Genomic DNA, 17,391 nt, shown 5'->3' on the forward strand with positions numbered 1-17,391 from the left:
CATGACCTGTGAACTCGTAACCCCCACCCGCCGTGCCGTCCTCGGAGCTTCGGGCGCCTTGTTCGCCTGGGCCTTCATTCCGCGCTTTGCCCATGCGGCCGGTGGCCGTGACCCACGCTTCATCACCATCATCCTGCGCGGCGCCCTTGATGGTTTGACTGCAGTCCCGCCGGTCGGCGATCCCGACTATGAACCCCTCCGCCAGTCGATCGCGATGACGACCAGCGGGCCTAATGCCGCCCTTCCGCTGGACGGCTTCTTCGCCCTGCATCCCTCCATGCCCAATTTCAACCGGCTTTATCGGGCGGGACAGGCAGCCGTCGTCCATGCCAACGCCACGTCCTATCGAGACCGTTCACATTTCGACGGCCAGGATGTGCTGGAGTCCGGCTATGAAACGCCGGGCCGCGTGGACTCCGGCTGGCTGAACCGCATGCTCGAAGGTCTTCCGAAAGGCGACAAGGTCGCGCCCGACAGCACCATTCTCCGCGGACTTGCCGTCGGGGCGAATGCGCCGCTGGTCATTCGCGGCAAGGCGCCGGTACTCGGCTGGTCGCCGTCGAGCCTGCAGCCCGTCAGTGCGGACCTTCCACCCCGCCTGATGGATCTCTACACCCATACCGATCCTCTTTTCGCAAACATACTGGCCGAGGGCATCGCCACGGGCAAGATTGCGGCTGGCGTCGATGTCAAAGCTCGAGGCGGTCCGGGAGATCCCGCCGGGATGGAGCAGATGGCAAGAGGGGCGGCACGCCTGCTCGCGCAGGACGACGGACCGCGTGTCGCAGCGCTCGCCTTCGAAGGATGGGATACGCATGCAGGGGAAATTGGCCGCCTGACGCGGCTGCTAACCGGCCTCGACAACTCGCTGGCCGCCTTCGAGCAGGAGCTCGGGCCAAGCTGGAAGGATACCGCGATCGTCGTCGCGACGGAATTCGGGCGCACCGCGCGGATCAACGGCACGGAGGGCACCGATCATGGCACTGGCACGACAGCCTTCCTCGCTGGCGGTGCGATCAAGGGCGGGCGCGTCATTGCCGATTGGCCGGGCCTGAAGGAAGCGCAACTGCGCGACGGCCGCGATCTTGCCGCCACGACAGACCTGCGAGCCGTGATAAAGGGCATTGCCGTCGACCTGCTCGGCGCTTCCCCCGCCATATTGGCTCGTGATGTCTTTCCGGGATCGGGCTTCGTGGCCCCGATGAAAGGTTTGATTGCGTGAGCGGTTGGGGGTTGATTGCCGTGGGAGTGGGAGAATCTCTATCAATGAAATCCGCCCATCAGGAAGCAGCTTCTGTAAGCTCCTGTATCACCTTTTTCCGAGCGGCTTTTGAGCATCAAAAGAAGCGCATCGGTCAATCCTGTATAGCCTTGCCGTAATATGAATAGCCCAGTCGAGCACTCAGGTATTTGTTACATTCCTGAGATGGAATGTTCCGTTCATCTCAACATGTTATCCAGTGGGGAGCTAGTTATTCATATGTCTGATTTGCGGAGTTTCAGTTTCAATGTAGGCGATATCCCTCTTTCGATAACTCTGCCGGCATTTGGGTCGGCTCCGAGAACCGGTAATATTTCTTTACCCATCACACACGTCAATGCCGAAGCTTACGTGCTTCATCGCTGTGCTCAAGTATCATCGAATATTCTGGAGATTGGAACCCAATGGGGTTTGTTTACAGCTATCATGGCAGCGTCTTGCCCGGATGGAGGCAAGATCGTCGGTATGGACTTGCTTCCGCTTAATGTTCAAACGTCGAACGAGAATTTGCGTGCAAACAATCTGGGCCATCGCGCTATTGTGCTTCACACCGCCGGCTCCACGATTGATGGTCCGGAGCTTGCAAAGATCGACTTGCATCCCGAAAGTCCCGGTCTCCTTGGGCGCGATGGTGTCTCGCTGCATAATATTGGAACGTTAGATGTGACTCAGGCTTCCATTGGTCGAATGCGGGAGTTTTTCGGCCCGTTTGACATGATCAAAATGGATATTGAAGGTTTTGAAGCGGCGCTAATTAAAGAGAGCATCAATGAGCTTCTGCGACCAAAAATTCTAGAAATTGAAGTGCATCCGAATTACATATGGAGTTTATTTAAGGAGAATATCTCATTTATAAAGAATAGTTTCCCAATGAATGAGTATTTCGGATTTTATCTAATTTTGCATAATGGTTTATTTTCAGTTCGAGATATCGCGGATCCGGAAGTGCAGAATGTCCCGACAGCTAATTTGTTCCTATTTAAGAAAGAATTGAAGGGACTTTATGAGGAGTTGCGCGCGCTTGCTAGCCAAGGTCTGTCGAGTTGAACGTGAAGGCGTTTAACAAGGCTGCAGCAGTTGAATAATATCGGCTCATCATCTGTACCACCGTAGTCTGCTAAGCTTCCTGGGCGGAATTTTTGCTAAAAGCGCCGCGTTTTGTTTGCTGTTTACCGGCGTTGATCTAAGCCAAGACAACAAACCTGCCTGTTGTCCAGAATCCAGAATACAGCAGCTTTGCAAGCGCTTGCATCGCCGTGCGCTCCCACAGTATTGCAATTGAACATGGCATCGGGCTCGGGGGCTACTCCACAGATTTCTATTTCTATTTGACATCCAGATCGCACGCCGTATTCAATTCCGTGGAACTAAAAGCGGACCAACGGATATAGGAAACCGCATTGGGTGTTGATGTGACCACGCAAGGTACTCCTCCCGAGAATTTAAAAGCATTACCAAATACTACGCTTCTGCCTCCGGTCGAATCTTGAGACACTCGAATGAATCCGGTGCGTCCTGGCACGACATTTTGCGGATTGTTCAGATTTGTTACCGGTAGCGTAAGGGGTAGCGAATAGTTTTTACCTGTCGCAAAATTAAGGGCAATGTTGGAAGCATCGGTTAAATTTACCGGGGCGTCTGCGGCGTTGATGGAAGAGGGCTGAACCAATCGATTTGCCGTTCCTGCAAGCATATCGGAGGCAGCCGCAGTAACGGTTGGAATTTTCAGCCAGCCGCCGCTATAGACATTGAAGTTTCGGTTCGTCGCGTCAAAGGTAAATGGAGCCATTCCGGAAACTATGATGGGAGTTCCTGTGGGGGTGCCTGCAGTTGTTCCCATATAGGGAAAACCGGTAGACGATGCGGGCGTGAGTGCCTGCTGCCCAAGATAAACGCTGCCTCCTGACGGGTTGAGTGCAAGTGGCATTCCGGCAATAGACGCATAGACAGATTGTATAACGCTGATGTTGTTCACCGGGTCCCAACCGAAGGCAAGCCTCTTGGAGGGTGTCGCCGTATCAGAAACAAATAAGCTACCATTGTTCGAGAAATCGCCGAATGCGGAAGACTGCCAGCTCGTGTTCTCTCCAACGGACTTGACATTCATCAGACCGTCAAAGGCGAATCTATAAGGCGATAGAGAACCTATGTTCTGATCCCCGAAAGATTGAGTCAAAGCTTCCTTGTGATTGATCAGCAGACCGGTAACCGTGGGAGCAATGACGAACGCAGTAGGTCCCTGCAAACCCGTAGCGGCATTCATATTGATGACGCCTGTCACATTGTTGGGTCCCCCTGTCGCGGTGATTGCATAGGACCAGGTGGGAGGTGAGGTTTGCTGTTCAATGGTATTTGTCTGCCCTTCGACTACGAGATTATTCATATTTAAATTGGAAATCGGCAGCGGCTCGCAGTTTGCTTGTGCATCGCATGATTGTTGATCGGTACGTATGCGGACTGCTGCATAGCTTCCAATCGCTGACTGCGATGGCGACTGGCATTCAACGTCACTCCAATTCGAGGATGTCGCTCCGATTATTAGGCATTCCTGGCCCGCTCCACGTACAGTTACATTGCTCCACGATGTTTGTGAGGAATGGGCATCAGCCCAGACACCAAAAGTATCCGGTGATATGATGTTGATATTGGTAAAAGTGCCGCCGGCAGATCCGTTGTAGAATCCGAAACCACTCGAAGGTGCGCCAGTGTTGGCGGGATCATGACGCGCAAAGTATCCCCAGACGTTGGTCCAATTTGTTGCGGCGCCTGTATCTATATCATTCCCGAAATTGCTATAAGACTGCCTGTCGATGACGTTGCTTATATTCACATATTGCCCGGATCCGTTGTCGATACCGAAGCCCGAATGTCCCGGGATAGGTTGGTTCGCAGCTGCAACGCCACTGCCGCAAAATTCGGTATAAATATTGTTCAGATTTACATTTTGAGGACTTCCAAAAGTGGACTTTGTCCCATCCGTCACCTTACCGATGCCTATACAGTTGGAGAACGCAGAGCTGACCTTCAGGTTGTATCCGGTAAATTTGTCGCCTTCTATTACAAAGGCTACCTCACCCCACGGGGCCATTAGCGACGTAACAACGCCGCCGTAGTAGATGGAATCCAGATAGTTCCCAACTACCGCATTGCCGTCGACAGCCAGATCGTGCACCGTTACACCGATGGCCAAGACATCAAAAGTTGGCGCATAATTTGAACCAGCCGGTGCATTCCATTTAATGAGAGTGGTGCCTGTGCCCTGTCCTTCGATCTCCATGGCATTGTTAATCTGTAGAGTGCTGGTCGCGGTGTTCAGACAGAACTGTCCCGCCGGAAGGACGAGCTTCTTGCCTGCAGCGGCAGCGATGGCTGCTCGGAGCGCGCTGGTAGCGTCAGTTGCGCAATTTGGATCGTTCGCCAAACCAAAATCAGCCGCATTTATGATCTGACTGAGTTTGCCGCCAACCGTCGATGCAACGGCGCCCGTACCAGGTGCGGTATACGAAATTGTCTTGTTCGAGAGGGTCTGAGTATCAGTCGTGCCGACGATAGCACCACCCGGCAGAGATTTTCCTCCGTCCAAGATCTGTGTACCGGTGGTGTTGCCGAAAACCGCAACGTTTCCAATCGTTGAAGTCGGAGGCCCCATAACAGGTCCGGATTGTGCGAATGCCGAAGCTGGAATCAAAAAAAGTAGATTGAGCCAAAAGAACGGTTTCATTGAAGTTCTCCCAATCATTTTGCCTGCAAGCATAGGTCAGTTCGGGGATCACCGTGATCTGGTCAGATCTGGGATTGGATCGCGCGAAATGACTTCATTGCAATTGCATGAAGGTGGCTTAAAGGGGCGAAGTTGCGATTAGAGCTGTAATTCTCTGCCGTGGTTGCAGCATGAAATATTCATATAGTGACGCATCGATGCCAGCCGTTTTACGTCAATTTTATACGCTAGACGCGTATAAGGCAGAGTATAAAACCAAACAAACATACAAATGCTTTGGACTGCAAGACAAAGCATTTGTATGTTTGTTTGGTTTTGATGCCATAAATTATGATCCGGTGTGAACTGAATCGACAAAATAACCGGAAGCTGGCGGGCACTCAGGTGGGCGCATTCTCAAGCCGTGAGCCGTCGTGCCATCATGATGTCATCGATCTCCTTGCTGTTGTAGCGGACGCCACCGGGAATTCTGCCAATCTCGGAGAAGCCCTCCCGGCGATAGAAGCCGATTGCCTTCGGATTTTTCGCGCTGACGACCAGTTCGAGCTGCACGATGCCCTCCCTCAGCGCGTAGGCAATCACTGTGTCCAGGAGATCCTTCGCAAGACCCGTGCCTCGCAGATCTTTGCGCACATAGACCATGATCAGCGTGGCGCGATGCGCCATCTTGCTGGATCGCTGACGCAATAGGCCCATCACGCCGACAGGCTGATAATCTCGAAACGCCACGAAAACGGGATCGCTCAGCCGTCGGCGCCATTCCTCGTCGGACAGCACCTCCCAGTCCTCTGCGCTACTTGCAAAGGAGGACGGCTCGACGCGAAGCGCCTCCAGGCGAATGCGCCGAAAGATATCGAACTCATCGGCGCTGATGTGCCTGATCACTATCCCTTTTCCGCTCAATGCTGTTTCCCCATGCCGCTTCCGGTACCATAGATGACAGAAATGGGAGCAGGCAACGCCTCAATCGGAGAGGTCATCGCGGATGCAGGCCTTGAAATGGCCGGGCGAGACTTCCCTGAGATCCGGCACGACGTCGGCGCAGGCCGGCAGGGCGTTGGGACAGCGGGTACGAAAGACGCAGCCGCTGGGCGGATTGGCGGGGCTCGGAATGTCGCCTTTGAGGATCTGTCGGTCACGCCGCGCGTCCGGATAGGACGAGGGGATCGCCGACAGCAAGGCCCGCGTATAGGGATGCTGCGGCGCGACATAGAGCTCGCTGCTCGGCGCGATCTCCATGATGCGCCCGAGATAGAGCACGATGATCCGGTCGCAGATATATTCGACGACGGCGAGGTCATGCGAAATGAACAGCATAGTGAGGCCGAGACGCTGCTGCAGGTCGCGCAAGAGGTTGATGACCTGCGCCTGGATCGACACGTCGAGGGCCGACACCGGCTCGTCGGCCACCAGGAAATCCGGCGCGAGGGTGAGCGCCCTCGCAATGCCGATGCGCTGGCGCTGGCCGCCGGAAAATTCATGGGCATAGCGATGGATGGCATCGGCCGGGAGGTCCACCTGTTCGAGCGAGCTTTGAGCACGATCTAGCCGCTCCTTCGAAGTGCCGATACCCTGGATCGTCAGGCCCTCGGTGAGGATTTCACCGATCGTCATGCGGGGCGAGAGGCTCGCGAACGGGTCCTGGAAAATGTATTGCATGCGCGGCCGAATCCGCCGCATCGCCGATGCCGAAAGGGTAGTCAGGTCCATGCCGTCGAAGCGGACGCTGCCTGCCGAGGGTTCGATGAGGCGCAGGACCGAGCGGCCGATCGTCGTCTTGCCGCTGCCGGATTCTCCCACGAGGCCGACCACTTCGCCCCTGCCGATCTCGAAGGAGATATCCTGCAGGACGGAGGTCTTCGTGCCGCGGGTCGTATAGTGCTTCGCGAGATTGCGAACGGAGAGCAGGGGCTCGTTCATCTAGATCTCCTGCCAGCGGATACAGCGGCTTTGATGGCGCGGATTGACCACGGCAAGCGGCGGCACGGCGGCGCGACAGGCGTCGATCGCGAACGTGCAGCGCGGCGCGAAGGAGCAGCCGGCCGGCATATTCATGAGGCCGGGCACCACGCCGGGAATGGCGGCGAGCTTTTCGCCGGCCTGCTTCATGCGGCTGGCATCGCCAAGCCTCGGCATCGAGGCCAACAGGCCCATGGTGTAGGGGTGCCTCGGATTGCGAAAAACCTCGCCCACCGGCCCGGTCTCGACAATCCGGCCGGCATACATGACCGCCACCCGATGGGCGATCTCGGCAACCACGCCGAGATTGTGGGTCACGAACAGCATGGCCATGCCGCGTTCGCGCTGCAATGTTCGCAACAGGTGGAGGATCTGTGCCTGGATGGTGACGTCGAGCGCCGTCGTCGGCTCGTCGGCGATCAGCAGCGTCGGATTGCAGGCGAGCGCCATGGCAATCGTGGCACGCTGGCGCATGCCGCCCGAAAGCTCATGCGGATATTGGCCGGCGCGACGTCGGGCATCGGGAATGCCCACGCTATCGAGAAGTCCGACAGCCGCGTCCATCGCCGTCTTGCGACTTGCTCCTCGATGGATGCGGATCGGCTCCGAAATCTGGTCGCTGATGGTAAAGACTGGATTGAGGCTCGACATCGGCTCCTGAAAGATCATGCCGATATCGCTGCCCCGGATTGAGCGCATCTCCTTCTCGTCCAGCGGCACGAGGTCGCTGACCTGGCCGGACTTGCGCCTCAGCCGGATGCTGCCGGCCGCGATCGCGCCGATATCGCGCGCCAGCAGGCGGATCACCGAAAGGCTGGTCACCGATTTGCCGGAGCCGGATTCGCCGACCAGCGCCAGCGTTTCGCCGGCCGCAATCGTAAGGTCGAGATCATCGACCGCCGTCACTGCGCCGGAGCGGAGGCGGAAGACCGTCCGCAGTCCTCTAATGTCGAGTATAGTGCCGGCGCTCTGGTGCATCATGACCGTCAGCCAAGCAGACCGGTGGCGCGCAAAATATCGTTGATTTTGCCGGTCTCGGCGTCGTTGAGGGCGGCGCGTGGCCTCGGCATCAGCGCGGTGTCGATGATCCCCAGGCTCTTCATCGCCGCCTTGAAGGCGCCGATGCCGGACGCGCCGCCGCTGACCCGGCCCTGCGCCACCCAGACGATCTCGAACAGCCGGCAGAGGCGCTCCTGCTCCTTGCGCGCAGCCACCCAGTCGCCACGTTGAGCGGCATCCCAGAGGCGGACATAGCCGTGCGGATCGACATTGGCGATGCCGGGTACCACGCCATGCGCGCCCATCAGCAGCGCATTGTCGACGACGATCTCCGAGCCGGTCATCAGGAAGATATCCTTCCGGTCGGCGAGATCGAGCAGCAGGTAGCGGAAATTGCCGTCGTGGCCACTGGAATCCTTGACCCCGATGATCGTGCCTTCGCGGGCGAGCGTGACGGTCGTCTGGCGTTGCAGCTTCACATGCACGCAGACCGGGATGTCATAGGCGATCAGCGGCACGTCGACCGCGTCGCGGATATAGCGGAAATGATCGAGGATCTCCGGCTGGTTGGTGACGGTATAGAAGGGGGCGGTAACGACGACCGCATCGGCGCCCGCCGCCTTGGCGATCTTCGCATGGTTGATGACGCGGTCTGTGGTCGGATCGATGACGCCGACGATCAGCGGCACGCGGCCGTTGATCACTTTGGCCGAGTGCTCGATGATCTCCTGCCGGGTCTTCTCGTCATGAAAGATCACCTCGCTCGTCGAGCCGAGCACGAAGAGGCCGTGACAGCCGGCCTCGATCAGACGTTCCAGCACCCGCGTATAGGAGGCGTAGTCGACGGTGAGGTCCGCGTTCAGCGGTATGACGACGGGGGGAACAACACCCTTGAATTTACTCATGTTGGCTTTCTCTCAGTGGTTAGCTTTGCTCAGTACGAGGGTCGAAGGCATCGCGAAGACCGTCGCCGATGAAGTTGATGGCAAGGACGGCAAGGACGAGTGCGCCGCCGGGAAAGAGCCATTGCCAGGGATATTGCTCGAACACGGCCGTCGAACGGGCGGCATTCAGCATGTTGCCCCAGCTTGCGGCAGGCGGGGCGATACCCAGCCCTAAGAAGGAGAGGCCGGCTTCGAGCAGAATGGCATTGGCGATCTGCAACGTCGCGAAAACGACGAGAATATCGATGGAGTTCGGCAGCCCGTGGCGCAAAAGCAGATGCGGGAGACCGGCGCCCATGCCGCGTGCCGCTATCACGAAATCGCGCTCGCGCAGTTCGAGGAGGCGCGAGCGGATCATGCGCGCCAGCAGTGGCCAGGAAAGCAGCGAGATGACGAGCACCGTCGGCCAGATGCCAGTGCCGGCGATCGAGGCGAGCACCAGAAGGAAGATCACCGGCGGCAGCGTCATGACGAGATCGACGAAGCGCATGGTGATCGCGTCCGCGAAACGGCCGGCAAGCGCGGAGACGGCGCCGACCAGGAAGCCGATGACGGCGGAAATCGTGGTCGATCCGATGGCGACGAGCAGCGAGATGCGTCCGCCCGCAAGCACGCGGGCGAACACGTCGCGACCGACGCCGTCCGTGCCGAACCAGTGTTTGGCGGTCGGTCCGCTGTTCATGGCTAGCAGATCGATGTCGTTTGGCTTGAAGCTCCACCATAGCGGATAGGAGAGGATAAGCGCGAGCATCGGGACAATCAGGCAGACGCCGAAGAGGGCGAGCCGATTGAACAGAAAACGCTCGAAGGCGCGGGAGAGCGGGCCGGGGCTGCGGGTGGGGGATCGGGCCAGCATCGCTCAACCCACCTTGATGCGTGGATCGATCATCGCATAGGTGATGTCCGTCAGGAGGTTGACGACGATGACGCAGGCGCCGATCACCAGTGTCGCGCCCATGATGACCGGATAATCGCGCGCGCCGACGGCGTCGACCAGCAGCAGCCCCATGCCCGGCCAGTTGAAAACGCTCTCGATGAAGATTGCGCCGCCGATCGCAAGGCCGATGGTCGAACCGATGAGGGTGACGACGGGAAGCAGCGCATTGCGTAACGCGTGCTTGGCAATGACCCAGAATTCATAGACGCCCTTGGCGCGCGCGGTGCGGACATAATCCTGATTGAGCACTTCAAGCAGCGAAGCGCGCATGTAGCGCGTGATAAGGGCAGCTTGGGCGATGGCGAGAAGTGAAGCCGGCAGAATGAGATGGCGCAACAGATCGCCGACGGAGAAATCCGCCCCCGGCGTCAGCATGCCGCCGGACGGAATCCAATGCAGCCTGACGGAGAAAATATAGAGCCCTATCAGCGCGCTGAGGAAAGCGGGGCTTGAAATCCCGGCGAGTGCGAAGACGGAGAACGAAATATCGAACAAGGAGTTGCGGCGCACGGCGCTGATGACCCCGATCGCCACGCCGGCCACGACCGCGATCACGATCGCCGATCCCATCAGGAGCAGCGTCGGGCCGATGCGCGACAGCACGAGATCGAGCACCGGCTGGTCGAACCTCTTGATCGAATAGCCGAGATTGCCGGTGATGGCCTCCTTCAGCCATGCCAGATATTGCACCGGCAATGGGTGATCGAGGCCGAGCCGGGTCCGCAATTCCACAAGATCGGCCGGTGACATCGGCACGTTCGGATCGACATAGGCATCGACCGGATCGCCGGGGGTAAGCCGCAGGAGGATGAAGGTCAGCAGGCTCACGGCGAGCAGCATTCCCAAACCGATCAAAAGGCGCCGGGCACTATATTTGAGCATGAAAAACGTCCCCTGTTGGGGTGGCGCGGTTCAATGCGCCACCTTCACGCTGCGGGAGTGTCAGGCCTATTCGGCGAGCGACCATTTCTCCGGGTGCGCCTGGTAAGGCCCGCCGCCCGGTGCAGGTGTCCAGACGAAGTCCTTCGCCTTGGAGGAGACGACGCCATAACGGTTCGCCACCCAGAGCGTTGCCCAGGGAAGCTCGCCATTCATCACCTTGCAGACATCCTGATAGCGGGCGTTGCGCTTGGTGAGGTCCGTTTCGCCAAGGGCAGCGTCGAGCGCTGTGGTCAGATCCGGCATGCGGGCGCGCACCACATTGGCGCCGGCCGGCGGGATCTGCTTCTCGTTGAGGCCGGCATTGATGCTGCTGGGATCTGGGCCGTTCTGCAGGCCGGCATAGATCATCTGGAACTGCGCGACATCCGGCTTCGGATTGAGCACGATGCTGTTGAAGGTCGGCGTGTCGACTGCGCGCGGCGTCACATTGATGCCGACCTGGGCGAGCATGGCCTGCAGGGCGGCCATGACATTGGCTGCGAGTGGCGTGGTGTAGTAGGTCAGCAAGGTGATCGGCTTGTCCCTATTGATCTTGTCCCAGCCGGCCTCTTTTAGCAGTTGCCGGGCCCTTTCCGGATCATAGCCATAGGGTTCGACGTCCTTCGGCACGAGATGGTCGGCGACATAGGCGCAGTTGGCCTGCTTGGCCGCGCCGCCATAGAGGCTCTGGACGATGGCGGGGCGGTTGATGGCATACATGACCGCCTGCCGGACTCGCAGATCCTTCCAGATTGGTGAATCATGGTTGAAGCCGAGATAGTTCACCACGAAGGACTCACCCTCGATCACCCGGAAATCGGCGTTGCCCTTGAAGGTCGATACATCGTTGGAATCGACGTAGGTGAACTGGATTTCGCCGGCCCTGAGTGCTGAGATCGCCGCCGCCGGATCGGCGAAGTACCGGTCGATCAGCTTTTCCAGCGCCGGCTTGCCGCCGCGATAATCTGCATTGGCCGAAAGCTCGACATATTGGTCCGCCACGTAGCGGATGAACTTGAAGGGGCCGGTGCCGATCGGCTCAGTGGACCACCAGCTATTCTTGGCGAGCTGGTCGGCGGGGATCTGCGACAGCGCATGCTCCGGCAGCATCATGATCTTGGTCATCGTGTCCATCAGGCTCGCCGATGGCGTGCTGAGCTTGATGACCAACGTTTTATCGTCCGGTGTCTCGATCGAGGAGATGGCCGTCAGCCGGGCGGCGAGAACGGAGCCGGTCTTCGGGTTCTTTGCGAGCTCAATGGTGAACTTCGCATCTTTTGCCGTGAAGGCCTGTCCGTCATGCCATTTCGCGTCAGTGAGCTTGAAGGTGTAGCTGCGCTGATCGGCGCTGACCTCGTAGGACGAGGCGAGCACGCCGACGACTTTCTGCAGTTTCTCGTCATAGCTTACCAGCGGCTCGTAGTAGATGCTGAGCCAGGTGAAGCCGCCGGTGGCCGCCAGCGGATTGAAGTTACCCTGGAAACCGCCGGGTCCGACATCGAAGCCGCCGGACAATGTTGCCGCCGACGCCGGAGCGGAAATAGCCGGGATGGTCACCGTTGACGCTATCGCGGCAAGCGCAATGGCCGATGACAGTCTGGACAGTCGATTCATTGTGTTCCTCCCACATTTGAATTCGTCTTGTTATTGGCGATCACCCGGGAAATGCCCTGGTAATGGCGATCCAGCCGCAGCTTGGCCCCCGCAAGGTCCCGCGCCTCCACCGCGTCGACGATTGCCGCGTGATCCTTCCACGTGCCGACCGGATCGAGATTGTCGAGGTTGACGAAATCGGAGGCCTTGTAGAAGGCCATCCAGAAGACATCGATGAGCCGAACGAGCGTCTCGTTGTCCTGGCATCGGAAGAGCAGGCGATGGAAAAGCTGGTCGTCCTCGGCGAAAGCCTCTCCCTTCTCGGCATGTACGCGCATGCGGTTCACGGTTGCTCTGAGTTCGGCAATATCCTCCTCGCCGATGATCTCCAGGGTTTTGCCGATGAGACCCACTTCCAGCGTGCGGCGGATCTCCAGGACCTCCTCGATCTGGCGGAGCGCGCCGCCAAGCCCATAGGCGAGGTTGTCGAGCAGCGGCTCGAAGGAGAAGGCTTTGACGAAGATGCCGACACCACGCCGCGATTCCAGCACGCCGAGCGATTCCAGCGCCTTGATGCCTTCCCGCAATGAGTTGCGGCTGACTCCGAGCTGATGGGCAAGTTCCCCCTCGGCCGGCAGCATGGCGCCGGGCTGCAGCGCGTTGTCGGCGACGTAGGCCCTCAGGCTTTCCTGCACGGATATATGCAACAGAGGCGCGCGGGTCAGAGGCTTCATCGTCTTGAGCGTCATGCGGGTTCTCGCTTCATCGTTGTGCGGAAACTAGATATTCACTTGTAGGATATCTGTCAAATGGATATGCCAGACTTGGCGATTGCAGCCTCTGAACCACCGCCTCATTTGTTTCTCGCGCGGACGGTCTTTGCGCAGTGGAGGACGGCCCGGGTGACCCATCGAGCTAATCCGAAGTCTTGACTCCCAAAACGTTTTGGAGTTCATTTCCAAAACGTTTTGGGAGAAGCGATGTCAAACCTCAAACAACTTGCTAATTCGCTTGGCCTGTCGATCACGACCGTCTCGCGGGCGCTGGATGGCTACGCGGATGTGTCGCCGGCAACGCGGCTGCGGGTGGAAGAGGCGGCGCGCCTGGCGGGGTATCAGCCGAATGCTTCGGCGCGACGGTTGCGGCGCCAGCGTGCCGAACTGGTCGCCGTACCGCTGCCGAGCGCTCCGGGCCAGATCAGCCCGCCATATTTCATCGACATGCTGTCCGATTGTGCCGAGCATCTCGCCGTCGCAGGCCTCAACCTGGTGATTGCGCCGGTGCCGAGAGGCAAGAGCGAGCTGGACATGTGCCGTCGCTTCGTCGATGGCCACCGCGTCGACGCTATGGTTCTCGTCCGCACGAAGCGGCACGACGAGCGCGTCGAGTTTCTGCAATCGCGCGGCATTCCTTTCGTCACCCATGGTCGGACCGAGGCCCAGACGCCGCATGCCTTCATCGATGGGGACGGCCACGCCGGGTTTCGCGAGGCCACACTTCGTTTTGCAAAAGAGGGCCATGTCCACATTGGGCATCTCGCCGGGCCGCGTGACTACAATTTCGCGCATTTGCGGCGGACTGGCTGGGAAGCGGGGCTTTCCGAGGCCGGTTTGAATGCGGATCTTTTTGCGGTCGGCGATCCGACCGAGCGCGGTGGATATGAGGCTGCGAAGGCATTGATGTCGGGCGCTCACAAGCCCACGGCCATCCTATGCTGCACCGATGAAATGGCGATCGGGGCTCTCAGTGCTCTTCGTGAGATCGAGGGCGGAGACGCGGTCAGCCTCATCGGCCACGACGATGTGCCGATGGGCGCCTATAGCGACCCGCCGCTATCGACCATGCACATGACCGGAGCAAACGTCGGCGAGCGGCTGGCGTCGTTGCTGCTGCGTGCGATCGCTGGCGAAGACCCTGTGACACTTCAAGAAATCTACCCGGTGGAATTCGTTCCGAGAGAGAGCCACCGCCGTCGCCCCTGACAGCCGAATGCATGCCCGGCCGAAGCGGCCGACGTTTCAAAGAGGAGGAAACCAATGAAGCGCTCATATCTATACGGCCTGGTCGTTGCCGCGAGCTTTGCGACCACCTCGCTTGCTTACGCAGACACGATTTTCCTGTCGACGCAGTTGCGGCCGATCGAAGAGGCGACGGTGGTGCGCGAACAGCTCCTGAAGGATGTGAAGACGCCCGTCGAATACGTGGTCGAGGAGCCGCCGCAATTTGCCGTTCGCATGGAAGCCGAGCGGCAGGCCGGCAAGCACACGATCAGCCTGGTCGGCGCCCTGCATGGCGAGCTGTCGCCGATCGCCGCCAAGGGCGGGTTCGTGCCGCTTGACGATATGGCGGCCAAGCTAGCGGCGGCCGGCATGCCGAAGACTGTGATCGATCTCGGCAAGCTGGGGACGGACAAGCAGCAATACATTCCCTGGATGCAGGCAACCTATGTGATGGCCGCAAACAAGGAGGCGCTGCAATATCTTCCCGAAGGCGCCGATATCAATGCGCTGACCTACGACCAGCTCATCGCCTGGGGCAAGAAGATGCAAGAGGCGACAGGCCAGCCGCGCATCGGGTTCCCCGCCGGTCCCAAGGGGCTGATGCCACGCTTCTTCCAGGGCTATTTCTACCCATCCTTCACCGGCGGCGTCGTGCGGCCGTTCAAGTCCCCTGATGCGGTCAAGGCCTGGGAGAGCTTCAAGCAGCTCTGGACGGTCGTCAATCCGAACTCGACGAACTACAACTTCATGCAGGAGCCGCTGTTGTCCGAGGAAGTCTGGGTCGCCTGGGACCATCTAGCGCGTCTGAAGGAGGCCGTCAGCAGCAATCCCGATCAATATGTCGTCTTTCCGGCGCCGGCCGGTCCGAAGGGGCGAGGCTATATGCCTGTTGTCGCCGGTCTCGCCATCCCGCAGGGTGCACCGGACGAAGCGGGCGCGCGCGCCGTGATCGAGCATCTCATCCAGCCCGACATCCAGCTCACTGCGGCCGAAAAGGTCGGCTTCTTCCCGACGGTGGATGCGAAGCTTCCCGACAATATCGATCCCGGCATCGCCCTTTTGGCGAAAGGCGTCGATGCGACGCAGAACGCCAAGGACGCCATCGTCTCGCTGCTTCCGGTCGGGCTCGGCGACAAGGGCGGCGAGTTCAACAAGGTTTACATGGATACGTTCCAGCGGATCGTCATCCGCAACGAGCCGATCGATCAGGTGCTGAACGAGCAGGCCGTCACTCTTTCCAAGATCATGACGGACACCAAGGCGCCGTGCTGGGCGCCGGACAAGGCCAGCGATGGCGCTTGCCCGGTCGAATAAGCCGTCCGGTCACCGTGGGTTCCGGTTGTCGCCGGAGCCCACGATCCAACGTGAGTAATCCTTATGACTGCAAACCGCTCCGTGGTTCCCTATCTGCTGATCGCGCCGGCCGTCCTCTTCCTGGCTTTGCTGTTCATCGTTCCGCTTGCGCAGACGATCTGGCTTGCCGTTTCGCAGGACGGGAGCTTTTCGGTCGCCAACTTCCAGACGCTGACGAGCGATCTGAATTTCGCGTCGGCCATCCGCAATACATTCCTTCTGACGCTTGTCGTCGTCCCGATCCAGGTTGCCATGGCGCTCGTCATGGGCAGTATGGTCGCCAAGGTTGGGGGAGGGCGGGAGACGATCCTGTGGATATGGACGATCCCGCTTGGCATCTCCGATCTGGCCGCCGGCCTCGTCTGGCTCTCGATCCTGCAAAACAGCGGCTATCTCAATAGCCTGCTCTTCGAGCTTGGCATTATCTCGCGGCAGGCGAACTGGCTGACCTACCAGACCCCGGTCGCGCTGTTCATCGGGATTGCGATTGCCGAAATCTGGCGTGGCACCGCGATCGTCATGGTCATCATCGTTGCCGGTCTCAACCAGGTGCCCAAGGAATTCCGCGAGGCGGCCGAAATCTTCGGCGCCAGCCGCTGGACGCGGTTCTGCCGGATCACATTGCCGCTGATCCGGCCAGCGCTGCAGTCGGCGCTGATCCTGCGCACAGTGCTGGCATTCGAAGTGTTTGCCGTCGTCTATGCGCTCGGAGGGACCAACATGCCCGTTCTCGTCGGTGAAGCCTACACCTGGCAGAACCAGAACCAGAACTATGGCGTTGCGGCGGCCTATGCTGTGCTGATCATGGTCATCTCGCTCGCCGCCACCGTCGTCTATCTCAAGGTCGTCAAGGTCGATCCGGAGCGTCTGCCATGAGCGCGTCACGAACAGCGAGCTTCACCGGCGCGCGTACCCTCCTGTTCTGGAGCGGCATCGTCGTGCTCTGCGCCTGGGTCCTGGTGCCGATCTATTTGGTGGCGCTCGGCGCGCTCGGAGGCAAAACAGGCGTCTACAAATGGCCGAAGTCGATCCTGCCATCCAGCATCTCGATCGATCCCTTCCTGCTCTTCCTGAAGACGGAGGGGGTGGCGACCGCCTTTCTGAATTCGCTCGGTGCGGCGGCGATCACGGTCGTGCTCTCGATCCTGATCGGTGCGCCGGCAGGCTATGCGCTTGCGCGCTACCAGTTTCGGGGCAAGGATAGCTTCCGATTACTGGTGCTGCTGACGCGCGCCTTTCCGCTGGCGATCCTCGCTCTGCCTCTTACCGTCTCCTTCATTCGCATGGGGCTCTATGACACCGTTGTCGGTGTTGGTCTGGTGCATACGGTGCTGGCGCTGCCCTTTGCCGCGCTCGTCACCCAGGGCATCTTCATGGGCGTCCCACGGGAGTTGGAAGAGGCGGCGTGGGTATTCGGCTGCTCGCGCATCGAGGCCTTCTTTCGCATCGTTGCGCCGATTGCGCTTCCCGGGCTTGCGGCAACCGCCGTCTTTGCCTTCGTTATCTCCTGGAACGAAGTGTTCGCAGCCTCCGTGCTGACCGTACGCAACAGGACCTTGACGGCCTATCTCCTGACCGTGCTTGCGGAAAGTCCGCTGCACTATCGTTTCGCGGGAGGGCTGCTGCTTATCCTTCCGTCCGTCGTCTTCATCTTCGCGGTCAGACGTTACCTGTTCGCGATCTGGGGTATCTCCAGCAAATGA

Annotated in this window: 15 protein-coding genes; 6 read left to right on the forward strand and 9 right to left on the reverse strand. The window is 59.3% G+C overall.

Annotated elements, in window-relative coordinates; all coding sequences use genetic code 11:
• Position 1: 1 nt before the first annotated feature.
• Positions 2–1,222 carry a DUF1501 domain-containing protein gene (locus AB6803_RS00145; protein ID WP_371106952.1) on the forward strand — a complete coding sequence of 407 codons (1,221 nt, stop codon included), beginning with the start codon at positions 2–4 and terminating at the stop codon, positions 1,220–1,222.
• Positions 1,223–1,480: 258 nt separating this feature from the next.
• Positions 1,481–2,308: an FkbM family methyltransferase gene (locus tag AB6803_RS00150; protein WP_371106953.1), complete on the forward strand. Its 828-nt coding sequence runs from the start codon at positions 1,481–1,483 to the stop codon at positions 2,306–2,308.
• Positions 2,309–2,585: 277 nt separating this feature from the next.
• On the opposite strand, the gene AB6803_RS00155 is transcribed toward AB6803_RS00150, so the two are convergent.
• From AB6803_RS00155 to AB6803_RS00195, 9 genes are all read right to left on the reverse strand, one after another.
• Positions 2,586–4,982, reverse strand: a complete 2,397-nt coding sequence (locus AB6803_RS00155; RefSeq protein ID WP_371106954.1) for a hypothetical protein — start codon at positions 4,980–4,982, stop codon at positions 2,586–2,588.
• A gap of 396 nt (positions 4,983–5,378) precedes the next feature.
• The gene (locus AB6803_RS00160) at positions 5,379–5,885 is read right to left on the reverse strand and encodes an N-acetyltransferase family protein (protein ID WP_371106955.1); all 507 of its coding nucleotides are present in this window, start codon (positions 5,883–5,885) and stop codon (positions 5,379–5,381) included.
• Positions 5,886–5,945: 60 nt separating this feature from the next.
• Positions 5,946–6,902, reverse strand: coding sequence for an ABC transporter ATP-binding protein (locus AB6803_RS00165; protein WP_371106956.1), 957 nt, complete (start codon positions 6,900–6,902; stop codon positions 5,946–5,948).
• The gene (locus tag AB6803_RS00170; RefSeq protein ID WP_371107675.1) at positions 6,903–7,919 is read right to left on the reverse strand and encodes an ABC transporter ATP-binding protein; all 1,017 of its coding nucleotides are present in this window, start codon (positions 7,917–7,919) and stop codon (positions 6,903–6,905) included.
• Between the two features lie 8 nt (positions 7,920–7,927).
• A complete protein-coding gene (locus AB6803_RS00175) occupies positions 7,928–8,845 on the reverse strand; it encodes a dihydrodipicolinate synthase family protein (RefSeq protein ID WP_371106957.1) in 918 nt (305 codons plus the stop codon).
• A 19-nt stretch (positions 8,846–8,864) separates the two neighbouring features.
• Complete coding sequence (locus tag AB6803_RS00180) at positions 8,865–9,740, reverse strand: ABC transporter permease (protein ID WP_371106958.1); 876 nt, start codon at positions 9,738–9,740, stop codon at positions 8,865–8,867.
• A gap of 3 nt (positions 9,741–9,743) precedes the next feature.
• Positions 9,744–10,703 (reverse strand): ABC transporter permease, encoded by a 960-nt coding sequence (locus AB6803_RS00185; RefSeq protein WP_371106959.1) that lies wholly within the window; start codon positions 10,701–10,703, stop codon positions 9,744–9,746.
• Between the two features lie 66 nt (positions 10,704–10,769).
• Positions 10,770–12,356 carry an ABC transporter substrate-binding protein gene (locus AB6803_RS00190; RefSeq protein WP_371106960.1) on the reverse strand — a complete coding sequence of 529 codons (1,587 nt, stop codon included), beginning with the start codon at positions 12,354–12,356 and terminating at the stop codon, positions 10,770–10,772.
• On the reverse strand, positions 12,353–13,084 hold the full coding sequence (locus AB6803_RS00195; RefSeq protein WP_371106961.1) for a FadR/GntR family transcriptional regulator: 732 nt from the start codon (positions 13,082–13,084) through the stop codon (positions 12,353–12,355). Before AB6803_RS00195 ends, AB6803_RS00190 begins: the two co-directional genes overlap by 4 nt.
• 231 nt (positions 13,085–13,315) lie before the next feature.
• Here AB6803_RS00195 and AB6803_RS00200 point away from each other — a divergent pair, with 231 nt between their 5' ends.
• From AB6803_RS00200 to AB6803_RS00215, 4 genes are all read left to right on the forward strand, one after another.
• Positions 13,316–14,317 carry a LacI family DNA-binding transcriptional regulator gene (locus AB6803_RS00200; RefSeq protein WP_371106962.1) on the forward strand — a complete coding sequence of 334 codons (1,002 nt, stop codon included), beginning with the start codon at positions 13,316–13,318 and terminating at the stop codon, positions 14,315–14,317.
• 54 nt (positions 14,318–14,371) lie between these two features.
• Complete coding sequence (locus tag AB6803_RS00205) at positions 14,372–15,649, forward strand: extracellular solute-binding protein (protein ID WP_371106963.1); 1,278 nt, start codon at positions 14,372–14,374, stop codon at positions 15,647–15,649.
• A gap of 63 nt (positions 15,650–15,712) precedes the next feature.
• Entirely contained in the window at positions 15,713–16,564 is an 852-nt protein-coding gene (locus AB6803_RS00210; RefSeq protein WP_371106964.1) for a carbohydrate ABC transporter permease, read from the forward strand.
• Entirely contained in the window at positions 16,561–17,391 is an 831-nt protein-coding gene (locus tag AB6803_RS00215) for a carbohydrate ABC transporter permease (RefSeq protein ID WP_007699644.1), read from the forward strand. The genes AB6803_RS00210 and AB6803_RS00215 overlap by 4 nt, the downstream gene beginning before the upstream one ends.

The organism is Rhizobium sp. RCC_161_2, assembly GCF_041355235.1.
GTDB lineage: Bacteria > Pseudomonadota > Alphaproteobacteria > Rhizobiales > Rhizobiaceae > Rhizobium.

Bases quoted from the DNA above. Each gene is read 5' to 3' on its own strand.
- AB6803_RS00210 (WP_371106964.1), top strand. From the start codon at position 15,713: ATGACTGCAAACCGCTCCGTGGTTCCCTATCTGCTGATCGCGCCGGCC.
- AB6803_RS00175 (WP_371106957.1), bottom strand. From the start codon at position 8,845: ATGAGTAAATTCAAGGGTGTTGTTCCCCCCGTCGTCATACCGCTGAAC.
- AB6803_RS00205 (WP_371106963.1), top strand. From the start codon at position 14,372: ATGAAGCGCTCATATCTATACGGCCTGGTCGTTGCCGCGAGCTTTGCG.
- AB6803_RS00190 (WP_371106960.1), bottom strand. From the start codon at position 12,356: ATGAATCGACTGTCCAGACTGTCATCGGCCATTGCGCTTGCCGCGATA.
- AB6803_RS00170 (WP_371107675.1), bottom strand. From the start codon at position 7,919: ATGCACCAGAGCGCCGGCACTATACTCGACATTAGAGGACTGCGGACG.
- AB6803_RS00195 (WP_371106961.1), bottom strand. From the start codon at position 13,084: ATGACGCTCAAGACGATGAAGCCTCTGACCCGCGCGCCTCTGTTGCAT.
- AB6803_RS00150 (WP_371106953.1), top strand. From the start codon at position 1,481: ATGTCTGATTTGCGGAGTTTCAGTTTCAATGTAGGCGATATCCCTCTT.
- AB6803_RS00145 (WP_371106952.1), top strand. From the start codon at position 2: ATGACCTGTGAACTCGTAACCCCCACCCGCCGTGCCGTCCTCGGAGCT.
- AB6803_RS00215 (WP_007699644.1), top strand. From the start codon at position 16,561: ATGAGCGCGTCACGAACAGCGAGCTTCACCGGCGCGCGTACCCTCCTG.
- AB6803_RS00200 (WP_371106962.1), top strand. From the start codon at position 13,316: ATGTCAAACCTCAAACAACTTGCTAATTCGCTTGGCCTGTCGATCACG.
- AB6803_RS00185 (WP_371106959.1), bottom strand. From the start codon at position 10,703: ATGCTCAAATATAGTGCCCGGCGCCTTTTGATCGGTTTGGGAATGCTG.
- AB6803_RS00180 (WP_371106958.1), bottom strand. From the start codon at position 9,740: ATGCTGGCCCGATCCCCCACCCGCAGCCCCGGCCCGCTCTCCCGCGCC.
- AB6803_RS00155 (WP_371106954.1), bottom strand. From the start codon at position 4,982: ATGAAACCGTTCTTTTGGCTCAATCTACTTTTTTTGATTCCAGCTTCG.
- AB6803_RS00165 (WP_371106956.1), bottom strand. From the start codon at position 6,902: ATGAACGAGCCCCTGCTCTCCGTTCGCAATCTCGCGAAGCACTATACG.